Below are 13545 nucleotides of genomic sequence, written 5' to 3'. Positions count from 1 at the left end.
TTCAGTGTTAGGTCATTCGTGTTGATGCGCATAACTTTTTAGCTTTGTTACGTAAAGCTAATCTGTTACCGAATTATCTAACCTTTACAATTGCGAGGAACGAAGCAATCTCCCGATAAGTAGAGCGGCTATGTAAGGTCACGAACTGTCCTGTGTAGAGATTGCTTCGTACCTCGCAATGACGCGGGGGTAAAAAGAGAGGTCGGTAAGCATTTTGCTTACCGACCTCTCTTTGATTTTAGATTGTAGTTGTTTCCTGCCTCTTACAGTGATGACGATTTATGAACTACTAACCATTCACCACTCCCTACACCGCATCCGATAACGATGTAAACGTAAACTCCTTTATCCGCATCGGTGGGATCATAGCGCTTTGGGTGCTTTCGCCGCTTACAGTGCGCTCGGGCTTGCCAAGGGCATCCAGGTTGTTCAGCATAATTACCGGGCTTTCGTTAAAGCGCAGGTTTTTTATCGGGAATTTTATCTGGCCGTTCTCAATGTAAAATGTACCATCGCGGGTAAGGCCGGTAAACAGCAGAGTTTGCGGGTCAACCGGGCGGATGTACCACAGGCGGGTAACCAATATGCCTTTTTCGGTACCTTTTATTAGTTCTTCCAGGGTTTGGGTGCCGCCATCCATAATAATATTACCGGGGTAGGGGATGGGCTGAACGCCTTTCTTTTGCGCCCAAAAGCGCGAGTAATTAAAATTCTTTACCACGCCTTTTTCTATCCAGCTGCGTTTTACCTGTGGTTGCCCGTCGCCGCTCCAGCTGCTGCTTGGCAGGTCGGGGTGCGATGGGTCGGTATAGATGTTGATGCGCTCGTCAACTAACTTTTCGCCCAGTTTGGTTTTACCTCCCGGTTTGCTCAAAAAGCTGCGGCCTTCATCGGCACTGCGGGCGTCAAGGCTGCCATAAAGCTGCTCTAACAATACAATACCTGCGGCGGGCTCCAGTATTACGGTGTATTTGCCCGGCTCAATGGCGCGTGCATTTGCAGATCCGCTTGCCTTTTGCGCCGCTACTTTTGTGAATGCAAGGGTATCCAGCTTAGCTACATCGTTAAAGCCTTTTGTGGAGTAACCCGAACCCTGGCTATCTGCCGTGCGCAGGGTAACCGAGAAGTTGATATCGGTTGACGTATTGTAGGCAAACAATCCGTGCGAATTCATCATGGCCGAAAAGCCAGCGCTGTTTTGTAAAAAGCCTGCAGCGGTTAGCTTGTTCTGTTTGGCCACATCAAGGCTTTGCGCTACCATGGTAGTGCGTTGTGCCGGTGTAATGGCGGCTGTTGCAGGCACGAAGGTTTTTGCCGGTGCATCATATTTTTGCGGACCTAAAAATGGCATATATTCCGGGTTTTCCGGGGCGAGCTTGGCCAATTCTTCCGAGCGCTTTACGGCAGCGGAGATGGCCTCATCGGTATATTCATTTAGGGTAACAATGCCCAGTTTTTTGCCAAAGGCAGATGAAATGGCCATGCTGGTAGAGCTTAACGCGCCGCTGGTTGATACCGAGTTACGGGCGTAACGGATATTGGCAGAATCGGACCCGTTAAGGCTTACTTCACATTCGTCGGCTTTGGAGTAGCTCAGCGCTTTTTTCAATATCGCTTTGCATTCGTCTTCAGTTAAAATAGCCATATCTTAAATTTTTCTTGCTGTGTTAATTACGTTAACCCCTTTAAACAGGGCAGTTGATGAACCATGAGATACCGCGCTGCTTTGCATTGGCTGCCCTTTACCGTCGAAGAAGGACCCGCCCAGGCGGTAATCGCTTTTATCGCAAACGGCTGCGCAGCTGTTCCAAAACTCCTGTGTGTTGGCCTGGTAGGCAACATCGTTCAGCATGCCCACTATTTTGCCATTTTTTATCTCGTAATAAAGCTGCCCGCTAAACTGGAAGTTGTAACGTTGCTGATCGATAGAGAAGGAGCTATCGCCAATGATGTAAATGCCTTTCTCTACTTTGCTGATCATTTGCTCCACGCTCAGCGGTGTTTTGCCCGGCTGCAGCGAAATGTTCGGCATCCGCTGAAACTGTACATCCTGCCAGCTTTGCGAGTAGCAGCAGCCCTGCGATTCTTTGAGGCCGATGATGTGCGCCTGATCGCGGATGGCCTGGTAGTTAACCAGTATGCCTTCCTTTATAATATCCCATTGTTTGGTGCCAACGCCTTCATCATCGTACCCAACCGCGCCAAGCGAACCCGGCTGTACCTTATCGGCCACAATATTAACATGCTCGCTGCCGAACTTGAATTTCTTAGATTCCCATTTATCCAGTGTGAGGAAGCTGGTGCCGGCAAAGTTTGCCTCGTAACCCAGCACACGGTCAAGCTCGGAAGGGTGCCCAACCGATTCGTGGATGGTGAGCCAAAGGTGGCTCGGATCAAGCACCAGATCGTACTTACCCGGCTCTACCGATTTTGCTTTTAGTTTTTGCGCTGCCTGCAAAGCTGCCGCCCCTGCATCTTCCAGCATATCGTAGCGGTCGCGGTACAGGGTGGTTTGACCTTTTATTTTGTCGCTATCGCGGGGGATAAGGTATTCGTAACCCATGCCGCGGGGTGCGCTCAGGCTGCTGCGGGTTTCAAACTTGCCACTTTTCTCATCAATTTTGGTGATCTGAAATATGGGCCAAATCCGGTGAATGTCCTGGTCGATATACGAGCCATCAGTGCTGGCAAAATATTTCTGCTCGTTCACAAAGAATAGTACCGAATTGGCATAGTTTGCACCGTTTTTAAAAGCAGCATCGTTTACAGATAACAGCAGGTCGGTTTTATCTTTCATCGGCACCTCAAAAGCATTCTTCTCGATAGGTGTTTTCCAGCTTACTTCGCCATAGCCTTTTTGCGGAGCCAGCTGTACCGGCTCGCTTTGGATGCGGGCATTCTCTTTGGCAATGGCTACCGCGTTTTCGGCGGCGCGGGCAATGCTGTCGTTATCCAGCTTATCTGTTGCGGCAAAGCCCCAGCAGCCATTGGCTATAACGCGGATGCCCATGCCGTAGCTTTCGGTATCCACAATATTCTCAATGTTTTTATCGCGGGTAACCACAAACTGGTTAAGGTAGCGGCCAATGCGGGCATCGGTGTAAGTGGCGCCTTTAGCGCGGGCGGCGTTGAGAGCAACGTCGGCCATGCGCTTTTTCAGGGTTACGTCCACATCGCGCATTCGGGTGCCGGGCACTACCGGGCTGCCCATGGCGGTCATCCGGCTAAGCATGGTTGCGCTGATGCCCATGCCGGTAAGGTAAAGGAAATCTTTTCTTTTCAAGGTGATACGTTTAAAAGCCTAATATAATGATATAAATACGCAGGCGTTAGCGTGCGACTGCTATTTAACAAATTTTAATGCTTTATAATATATGTTTTAGCCAGGTGATCGTGCCAGCCCTGGCGATGATCATCCCAAAAGATGCTTAAAAAGCCCATGCCAATTACCATACTGGATAATATCTTACCTAAGTTACGCGACAATGCCTTACCGAAACTAATGCGCATGCCGTTAGCATCAACTACGGATAGTTTACATATTTTTTTGCCCAGCCCGCCCCTTAGTCGAGTAGCTTCGCAGATGGAGTGATAAGAGATCATAGCCAATATGCCAACTAAGTTTAAAATAGGTTCGGTTTTGGTAGAGCTTTCGTCATCGGTAAGAATAGGGCTGCCGCCTGTTAAACCAATGATAATAGAAAGCACTATAAAAAACACCGCCACAATAACGATTATAATAATATAATCCAGCAGGTAAGCCAGCAAGCGCCACCAAAACGAGGCCAGGTTAGTGGCAGTGGGGAACAGGTAGCCCTGTTGTTCGAAATATTCGTTAAACTCCGGCAGGTCGCAGGCCTGCTGCCAGTCTTCGTCCAGCGGAGATAGCACCATGGTATGAATATCAAGACCCATATCCATTAATTCGTATTGCGTGTATGGCCCTGTTTTCTCGCCGTTCTCCAGTATATAGTAGCTGTTTATCATCAAGCGAAAGATAGGTAATAAACAAGAATATTTTTGCGGCGATTACAGTTTTAAGCACATCGGCATGCGCTGAGATTTTATTTGTTTTTATAAAATCTTGCAGATACAATTGGGATGCGCCCCGCACCGGCAACCCGCGCTGCCGGCATCATTAATAAATTATAGCAACTATGCCTCGCGGCGGATAACGTAGGTTTTGGCAACCATGTCATGCCAGCCCTGGCGGCGCTGGTTCCAAAGGATGGGCAGGTAGCCGATATTTAAAGGGATGCTTGAAAGTATTTTGAAGAAATTGCGCAGCAGCGCCCTGCCAACACCAAGCCTGCGGCCATCGGCATCTACTACAGCAAGCCTGCATAACTTTTTACCAATACTGCCTCGCATTGGCGTCGATTCGCAAAGCGTGTTATATAAAGCCAGCAGCACATACAGCGCCATGCTATATTTAAACCGCTCTACCGCCTGTTCCGGCGTCGGGTTTTCGGCATAGAAGGTTTTCGATAGCTGCATTACGTAATCCTGAGCAACTATAGAGAGTACTATCGATATGAAAAACAGGTCTAAAATGTAGGCCAGCAACCTTATCCAAAAGCTGGCCAGGTTGCCTTCGGTAGGGAGGTAGATGCCTTGTTGCTCAAAATATTCAAACAGCTCGGGTACGTATGATGCTTCCTGCCATTCCTCATTACCGGGTGTTAAAACCATCGTATCCACATCAAGATCTTGCTCAAACAGTTCCTTTAGTGTGAAGGGGCCGGTTTGCTCGTTTTTTACCTGGATGTAGTAGCTATCGTTCATGTGGTCTAATAATCTGCGCTAAGATAATTAATTAAGCCGCTGCATCACGAGTTCATGGCATAAACAATAATATTCACCCCGAACTTGGTATTATCTTCCGCCAAAAAGCGCTTATTGCGGAAATCGTAGTCCCATTCGCAGCCGTAATCTTTGCTGCTGTACAGTACGGCGATGCGCCCGTTTACTTCAATGGCTTTCAGGTAATCGTGCACCAGGTCGTCGCCCCAGCCGTTCAGCTCGAAAGCGGTTGTTGGCGGCCCTTTATCAAAACTAAAGAAGGAGTGGTACAGCTTATGGTTATTAGGGATTTTTTTTAATGCCGTTGGCCCAAACAAAGCCGCCATTTGCGTTTCGAAGGATTTGGCGAACAGCCCGTCGATATCGTGGTTGCAATCATCCACAAACACAAAGCCGCCGTTTTGCACATACTTTTTAAAGTTAGCTTTTTCCTGCGCGTCAAACTGCACCAGCTTGTGGCCGCTAAGGTAACAGAAGGGGTAATTAAAAATATCATCGCTGCTAAGCGGCACAACTTTTTCGTGCGGATCGATAGAGATGGTGGTGTATTCTACCAGCGAGTTAAGCAGGTTAGAGGGCATGCGCTGGTCGGTATCCCAATCGCCGCTATGGTAGCTTAACCTGGTAAAAGTGAATTTTGCGCCCTGTGCCATCTGTTCCAAAACCCTAAAATTAGGATAAAATTTCTGCCCGCCCGCTATTATAAACCTGACAAGGTTGTAAAGTTTTAGATACTTTGTTGGGTTTTTGGTAAAAAAGCATGGTATTTAGTTAAAAGGGTAATATCTTGTGAAGGGATTGGGGGCGATATATAAAACTACGTCATGCCGAACTTGTTTCGGCACCCCACATGCAAAGCGGGCGGCTATGCAAGGCCGTTAGCGCATTGGCTACCTGTCCTATGGGGTGCTGAAACAAGTTCAGCATGACGTCCTGAAAATTGAATACAAATACTAACAACATTGGAACTTACCGAAACTCATATCAAAAGCCTGCTTGCCAAGTTACCCCAGCTAAAAACCGAGATCCAAAAGGTAATTGTGGGGCAGGATCATATACTGGATGAACTATTAGTGGCCTTTTTGGCCGGCGGCCACTGCCTGCTGGAGGGTGTACCCGGGCTGGCAAAAACGCTGATCGTTAAAACCATGTCGCAAGCATTGCACCTCGCGTTCAGGCGCATCCAGTTTACGCCCGATCTGATGCCGACGGATATCATCGGTACCGAAATATTGGAGGAAGACCATGCTACGGGCAAACGGTTTTTTAAATTTAACAAAGGTCCGCTGTTTGCCAATATTATACTGGCAGATGAGATAAACCGGACGCCGCCGAAGACACAATCGGCCCTGCTGGAAGCCATGCAGGAATTTGAAGTGACCTACGGCGGGCAAACGTACCCCCTGGATAAACCTTTCTTTATCCTCGCAACGCAAAACCCCATAGAGCAGGCAGGAACCTACCCACTACCCGAGGCACAGTTGGACAGGTTTTTACTGCTGATAAAAATTGGCTACCCCACCGAGCAGGAAGAATTTGCGATACTGAACCGCACTACCGGCACAAAAAAGGCCGATGTAAAAGCCGTTATAACCGCCGAAGAAATAACCCAGGCACAGGAACTGGTGCGGCAGGTAACCATCAACGAGGACCTGACGCGCTACGTAAGCCATATCATCCGCGCTACCCGGCCGGATACCACAGAAGTTGCCTACGTAAAAGAATGGGTACGATGGGGCGCCGGCCCCCGCGCAGGGCAGGCATTGATTCTGACGGCTAAGGCAAGAGCTTTGCTAAAAGGCAGATATTCGGTATTGATGGAGGATATCCACGCCATGGCTCCGGCCGTTTTAAGGCACCGCATCCTGATGAACTTTAAAGCGGAAGCAGAAGGCATCACTTCTGACAGAGTGACGGAGGAGTTGCTGAAAGTGATAGAAAGAACAGGAAGCCTGTAACCGGGATGAAGCGGATTTAGCCGATTTTTACGATTAAAATCAGGGTTATCCTTTAATCCCATAAATCAAGGTTCAGACAAAATAAAAATCCAATAAATCCCTTAATCCCGGTTCCATGCTCGACCCTAAAGTATTAATGACCATTAAGGATTTGCCACTACTGGCGAAAACGGTTATCGATGGCTTTATGAATGGGTTCAATAAAAGTACCGTAAAAGGCCCCGGACTGGAGTTTAGCCAGTACCGCAGCTACCAGCCGGGGGACGACCTGAGGTGGCTGGACTGGCGCATGTTTGCCCGAAGCGACCGGTATTACATCCGCGAATCGGAGATTGAAACAAGCATCTCCGTAAGGTTTTTGGTAGATGCCAGCGCATCTATGAACCATGATGATAACGGAATTAAGAAAATAGATTATGCCAAAGCCCTTGCGGCGTCGCTGGCCTATTTGGCCAACCTGCAGGGTGATAGCGTAGCGCTGAATGTGTTTAAGGATGGAGAACTGTTCTCGCTCCCCTCCAAACCCGACCCGCAGCATTTGCAGCGGCTGTTTTACCATTTGCAACAGGTGGATCCGTCAGGCACGTTCACCAAACCTATACATTATAAAGAGTTGTTTGCAGGCAGCGGCCGCAAGGAATTGCTGGTTTTTATTACCGATATGTACCAGGCAGACGGGGAGATCAATGCTTTATTAACATCGCTGGCGGCATTGAAGCACGAGATCATCGTTTTTCACCTGATGGGGCAGAACGAACTGGATTTTGATTTTAAAGGCTACTCCACTTTAGAAGACCTGGAAACCGGCGAAACCATCCAGGTAAACGCGCAACGCGCAAAAGAAACCTATACAGCAAAACTGCAGGGGCATTTGGCGATGATTCGTTCAGGATTATTAGGCAAACGCATCGCCTACCGGATGCTGAGCACGGCGCAGCCATTGGATGAAGCACTGCGGGATTTTTTGGTGCAAAGGAAGAAGGGGGCGTTATGATGAGAGAAGTGCTTATGGAACTTTATAGTGGATTTTTATATGGCGATGGGTTTGAAATTTGGAAGGTTCGAAGCATGATGATCATGTCCGCGTCGCGAGTTGACTCACCCCCTGCCCCCTCTCTCCTTCGGAAAGAGGGGAACTCTTTTTTCTTTTTCTTCACCCTCTTTGCGGAGCAGAGAGGGTCGACAAGCGGTAGCGATGTCGGGGTGAGTAAAATATGCAAGCGGACATTTGCGCTATGCTTCGTACACACAGGGGTTCAAGGCCATTCACCACTCCCCACTCCCAATAAATGAGTTTCCTATCCCCAATATGGTTCTTCGCATTGGCTGCCCTTAGCATCCCGATACTGATCCACCTATGGAATATCCGCCCGGGTAAAACGCTGAAAGTAGGCAGTATATCGCTCATTACCGAAGCCTCTAAAACCACCAGTCGCAGCCTTAAATTATTAGACATTTTACTGCTGATACTGCGCTGCCTGCTGCTGGCCTTACTGGCTTTCTTTTTGGCAGGACCACTTTGGTCGTACTTCTCGCCGGATAAAAAGGCGAAAGGCTGGGTGTTGATCCCCAAAGAAAATTTCAATGAAAGCTACCAAAAGTTTAAGCCACAGGTAGATTCACTGATGAAAGCCGGTTACGAGTTTCACTATTTTAATAAAGGCTTCGCGAAACAGGATTGGCAAAAACTATTGGCCGATACTGGCTTGAAAGATACTACTGTCCAAAGCAATTACTGGGCGTTGGTGAAGGCACTTGATAGCAAAGTGCGTAATTCTGCAGGCGTTTATATCATTACCCCCAACAGCGCCATTTATTTTAAAGGCGAGAAGCCACAAACAAACTTAAACCTCAGCTGGAAAACGTACACCCCGGCAGACTCCACAAGCCGCTGGATAGCCGCTGCATGGATAAGTAATAACGGCGAAATAAAAGTTACACTGGGCGGTAGTGCGCCCTCCGGCACCATGTTTGCCAACGAAACTATGCAGGCAGACGGCAATAGCGATGTCACGGTTAATGTGCAAAATGGCCAACCGAAGGTAAGTCTGAAAAATACTGATCAACCATCCGTTGCCGTTGACACCGCCACGCTAAGTATCGCCATTTACACAGATAAATATGCTGTTGATGCCAGTTATTTAAAGGCTGCATTGCAGGCGGCAACCGCCTTTACCGGCGAAAAGGCGAGCGTAAAGCAGTATAGTTCCCCGGGGCAAATCCGTGCAGGGCAAACGTGGTTGTTTTGGTTGTCTGATGCGCCTGTCGATAGCCGGTTACTGGCAAGCACGGCGAATGTTTTTAGATACGAGAGCGGGAAGATCATCGATACACATACAATTATCAGCCCTGGCAATATCTCTTTAACCAAACGCGTTCATGCCGATCCTTACGCGGATGCTGTATGGCAGGACGGATTTGGCAAAGCGCTGTTAAACCGTGAGCAAAGGGGGGCTGCAAATATTTATCATTTTTACACCCATTTTAACCCCGCCTGGAGTGATCTGGTTTGGAACGATAATTTCCCAAAGCAGATCTTAAGGTTGCTGAACGGCAAATCATATACAGTGTCAGCGGAATACGACAGGCGTGTGCTTAGCCATACGCAATTAATGCCCAACAATATCGTCAATAGCTTTACACCTTCCTCGATCGCGGCAGCAAACCCAAAGGACATATCACCCTATTTTTGGCTGATGCTCATGGCAGTATTTTTTGCCGAGCGCTGGTTATCCCACAAAACTAAACCTACAACCAATGGCTGAGCAGGCGCTATATAAAATAAATGCGCTGCGCCATCGCTGGATAACGTACCAGGTATTGGCGGATGCGGCTTTGTCGGCAGCGATTGCGCTGTTGGCTGCGGGGCTATTTCTGCTGCTGGGCTGGATCGTATGGTTTGCCTTCCCGGTATTCTGGGCGTCATTTGGGTTGATGTTGGCTTTGCACCGCCCGTGGCGTGTTAGGAACAGCAAAATAGCCGGCTTTTTGGATAAAGAATACCCCGAACTACAGGAAAGTACCGGGCTGCTTTTATTGCCCGCGGGAGAGTTGAATGTTCTACAATTGCTGGCGCGATCGAAAGCAGAAAGTGTGCTGTATAATTTAGAGGTTGAGCACAAACCATTTGCCAAACGGCTTTGGCGGTCGGTTTTGCTATTGGCGTTATCGGCGCTGTTTTTTATGGCGGTAAAAATCCTGTACCATTCGCAGCATCATAAATGGACGAGAGGAATAGGAATTGCAGAGCAAAAATTCCCGATGGAAAAGATTCTCCCGCAGATTGATGGTATCGAATTAACTATTACCCCGCCCGCCTATACCCGCAAAACCAAACGGGAACAGGACAGGTTCAATCTTTCAGCAGAAGAGGGCGCTACCGTGGCCTGGCAGATCAAAACGAATGTGGCCATTAAAAATGCGTTCCTGTTATTTAATGATAAGGAACGCATCAGCCTGAAAAATACGGGTGATGGCACCCGATGGCAGGCTGCTAAAGCCATTACGCAGCCCGGCTTTTACCAGGTGAGCATCGATGGTAAACTCTCGGAGCTTTACCAGGTACAGGTTATCAAAGATGCCCCGCCGGTGATCCATGTAAAAACGCCCAAGCCATCTACTTATATTGATGCCGGCGAAGCGCCGCAAGTAAATATCATCACGTCCTTAACCGATGATTATGGCATTGCCGATGCGCTCATCATTGCCACAGTTGCCAAAGGCCGCGGCGAGGGTGTTAAGTTTAAAGAGTATAAACTGAACTTTAGTACGGCATTTGCCGGGCAGCCGAAGTACGATGTACAAAAACTCATCAGTCTGCCAGCGCTGAACATGGAACCGGGCGACGAGCTATACTTCTATGTGGATGCAAAAGACACCCATCAGCAGCAAAGCCGCACCGATGTATTTACCGTTGCTCTTCAGGATACCGCCGAATTGCTAAGCATGGATGGCGTGTTAAGCGGTGCCAACCTCAAACCGGAGTTCTTCCGTAGCGAGCGGCAAATTATCATTGATGCCGAGAAATTACTGAAGGATAAGGATAGCATCTCGGTAGAAAAATTCAACGCCCGCAGTAACGACCTGGGTATCGACCAAAAACTGCTGCGCCTGCGCTACGGCAAATTCCTTGGCGAGGAAGACGAAACCGGAGAAGGCCCCAAAAGCAGCGATGGCGTTGCCGACCCGGCAGATTTCAGTAACGCCGCCAAGATCCTGAAAGAATATACCGACGACCACGATAAGGCCGAAGACGCCCAGTTTTTCGAACCCGCCATTAAAGCGCAGTTAAAAGCCACCCTTACCGAAATGTGGAAGGCGGAGTTACAGTTGCGCCTGTACAAACCGCAAGCAGCCTTGCCTTTCGCCTATAAAGCGTTAAGATTATTGAAAGATCTGCAGCAGAAATCGCGCTCCTACGTGGCTAAAACGGCTTACAACCCTACGCCTATCAAGCTGGATAAACGCCTCACAGGAGAGTTGGACAAGGTGATTCAACCCATAAATAAACAGGAAATAAAACCCGGTGCCGATCAGTTTGAAGGGTTGAAAAAGGCGGTGGAGGTTTTGGAGCAACTGAAGATACGGCCTGTTTTAAGCGTTGCCGATAATCGTGTGTTACAGGTAGCCAACCAGCAATTAAGCGTACGCGCTTCGGCACAACCGGGAATATACCTAACCGCATTAAGCGCTATGCGCAGGATCTTATCCGTACAAAAGGTAAACATAACTGATATCGGTATTGTAGAGCGTGCTATCCAAAAAACGCTTGCCGCGCCCAAGTTGATGCCATCAACGGATGGCCAGTCTGCAGATATGGGGCTGTCGCGCAGCTATTATAAAAACCTAAAACAAGCCAAACCATGATGCAGGCCAACTGGAATTATATGGTGATAGGACTTTGCGTTTTGCTGGCGATATTCCTGTTGTGGCAGGAGGTTAGCCGGGCGAATAAGAAATGGCTTTGGTATAGAATAATTGCGGTGCTGATAGCATCCGCTATGCTGGCCTGTATAGCCCTGCCAATAAGTTATCAAAAATTCGACGCAGCCAACCCACCGGAGGAGTTTGTTCTCTTGACCCAAGGCTTCAACGCCGACACGCTAAAAAGCAATGCTAATCAAAAGGTATTTGCCATAGATGGGGCTGTAAAAAAAGCGTTTCCCAAAGCAATTTTATTAAGCAGTTTGGATGAACTCTGCGATACCCTGCAAGCTCATTCACTGCATATCTACGGTAACGGGTTAAGCCCATTCAAATTAGCACAATTGGATAGTGCGGCGGTGATTTTTCATCCTTCCGAGCCGCCGTCGGGCGTAAGCCATATCAGTTGGAAGGAGAAATTAAAGGCAGGCCAGGAATTGCAGGTACAGGGCCGTTATCGTAATCCATCGGCACAAAAAGTAAAATTGCTGCTAAAGGGATTAAATACCATTTTAGATACAGTAACCATAAAGCCAAATGCGCAGGCAGATTTTGACTTGACAACCCTACCAAAAACTACGGGCAAAGTGGTGTATACCTTACAATCCGTTTTGGATGCTGATACGATAACATTGGGCAGCATTCCTGTGCAAACAGATGCAATAAAGCCACTAAAGGTGTTAATGTTATCCGCGTCTCCCGGTTTCGAGGTCAGGTTTTTGAAGAATTGGCTCAGCCAGAATGGTTATGCCGTTGCGGTGCGATCGGCCATTAGTAAGTATAAATATAACAGCGAGTTTATCAATATCCCGCAGTTTTCGTTAGACAGGTTAACCCCACCAACCCTGAGTAAATTTGATATAGTAATGGGCGACCTGTCCACTTTTAATACCTTAAGTGCCGCCGATGCAAGTTCCTTAAAGCAAGAGGTAGAGAACAAGGGTTTGGGCGTTATTGTACAGGCTGATAGCACCGGCAAAACCAGCTGGCTGCAAAAGGATTTCCCGCTGGATAAGCTTTCGGGGAAAGAAGTGGTATCGTCACTTATCATCGATGGCAAAAAAAGCGCGTCGGCTCAATTAAACATCGGCAACACTTTTATCCGTTACCAAAACGGAACGCAGCCACTGGTCACAGGTCCACAGAATCGTATACTGGCGGGCGGCAGTATCGCAGGTTCCGGAAAACTGGTCGTTACCACGCTGGGCAATACTTACACCTCGGCTTTGAGCGGCAATCAGCAGGATTATTCGGCACTCTGGTCGGCACTTATAAGTAAGGCAGCGCGGAGGGATACAAGTATTCAAAATACATTTTCAGTACAGGGTTTGCCTGTAGTGGGCGAGCCGGTTCAACTGCAGGTTGCCAGCGGCAAAACATCGGCAGTATCAATTAATGGAGAAACGGTAGCTATTGAGCAAAACCCGGCCATCCCTTTCGAATGGAATGTGAATTATCACCCTGCCCGGTCTGGTTGGCAATCCCTCGTGCAAAACGGCAAAACGGAATGGTGGTATGCCTTCGATAAAACAGATTGGGATGGCGTACAGAATACGGCCAAAATAGCTGCTACGGATAAATATGCCCTGGAAAACCAACCTGGCCATATTGTAACAAAACAGATACACCAAAAGCTTCGGATTGAGGTGCCAAAAATTTACTTTTATATCCTGCTGCTTGCGGCATGCACGTTTTTGTGGGTGGATAGGAAATTGTTCTGAGGGAACTAAAAAAGCGGTGGGCGGTGCGATTCCCCTCTTGAGAGGGGCGGAGGGGTGTGTTAGTCACAATGCATCACCGCCTTATTCAAGCGCCTATGCTTACTTCTAAGACAGGAGCGTGGACGCTCCAAACATGTTTC

The 13545-nt window shown here is 48.2% G+C and carries 10 protein-coding genes; 5 read left to right on the top strand and 5 right to left on the bottom strand.

Annotation, left to right across the window (positions count from 1 at the left end; translation table 11 throughout):
* Positions 1–307: 307 nt before the first annotated feature.
* From IDJ77_RS20950 to IDJ77_RS20930, 5 genes are all read right to left on the bottom strand, one after another.
* The gene (locus tag IDJ77_RS20950) at positions 308–1645 is read right to left on the bottom strand and encodes a TldD/PmbA family protein (protein WP_191190929.1); all 1338 of its coding nucleotides are present in this window, start codon (positions 1643–1645) and stop codon (positions 308–310) included.
* A 3-nt stretch (positions 1646–1648) separates the two neighbouring features.
* Positions 1649–3283, bottom strand: a complete 1635-nt coding sequence (locus IDJ77_RS20945; RefSeq protein WP_191190928.1) for a TldD/PmbA family protein — start codon at positions 3281–3283, stop codon at positions 1649–1651.
* Between the two features lie 74 nt (positions 3284–3357).
* Positions 3358–3987: an RDD family protein gene (locus tag IDJ77_RS20940; RefSeq protein ID WP_191190927.1), complete on the bottom strand. Its 630-nt coding sequence runs from the start codon at positions 3985–3987 to the stop codon at positions 3358–3360.
* Between the two features lie 168 nt (positions 3988–4155).
* A complete protein-coding gene (locus IDJ77_RS20935) occupies positions 4156–4785 on the bottom strand; it encodes an RDD family protein (protein ID WP_191190926.1) in 630 nt (209 codons plus the stop codon).
* 44 nt (positions 4786–4829) lie between these two features.
* Positions 4830–5456: a DUF4159 domain-containing protein gene (locus IDJ77_RS20930; protein ID WP_191190940.1), complete on the bottom strand. Its 627-nt coding sequence runs from the start codon at positions 5454–5456 to the stop codon at positions 4830–4832.
* Between the two features lie 309 nt (positions 5457–5765).
* On the opposite strand from IDJ77_RS20930, the gene IDJ77_RS20925 reads away from it, so the two are divergent.
* The 5 genes from IDJ77_RS20925 to IDJ77_RS20905 all read left to right on the top strand — a co-directional run bounded on the left by IDJ77_RS20925 (position 5766) and on the right by IDJ77_RS20905 (position 13405).
* Entirely contained in the window at positions 5766–6761 is a 996-nt protein-coding gene (locus IDJ77_RS20925; RefSeq protein ID WP_191190925.1) for an AAA family ATPase, read from the top strand.
* Between the two features lie 115 nt (positions 6762–6876).
* Entirely contained in the window at positions 6877–7755 is an 879-nt protein-coding gene (locus IDJ77_RS20920; protein ID WP_224751177.1) for a DUF58 domain-containing protein, read from the top strand.
* A 295-nt stretch (positions 7756–8050) separates the two neighbouring features.
* Positions 8051–9526, top strand: a complete 1476-nt coding sequence (locus tag IDJ77_RS20915) for a BatA domain-containing protein (RefSeq protein WP_191190924.1) — start codon at positions 8051–8053, stop codon at positions 9524–9526.
* Entirely contained in the window at positions 9519–11627 is a 2109-nt protein-coding gene (locus IDJ77_RS20910) for a DUF4175 family protein (protein WP_191190923.1), read from the top strand. Before IDJ77_RS20915 ends, IDJ77_RS20910 begins: the two co-directional genes overlap by 8 nt.
* The gene (locus IDJ77_RS20905; RefSeq protein ID WP_191190922.1) at positions 11624–13405 is read left to right on the top strand and encodes a hypothetical protein; all 1782 of its coding nucleotides are present in this window, start codon (positions 11624–11626) and stop codon (positions 13403–13405) included. Before IDJ77_RS20910 ends, IDJ77_RS20905 begins: the two co-directional genes overlap by 4 nt.
* Positions 13406–13545 lie beyond the last annotated feature (140 nt).

This window comes from Mucilaginibacter pankratovii (genome assembly GCF_014773265.1).
Taxonomy (GTDB): domain Bacteria; phylum Bacteroidota; class Bacteroidia; order Sphingobacteriales; family Sphingobacteriaceae; genus Mucilaginibacter; species Mucilaginibacter pankratovii.
The sequence above is the reverse complement of the archived record's forward strand: the minus strand, read 5'-3'. Positions and strand labels throughout refer to the sequence as shown.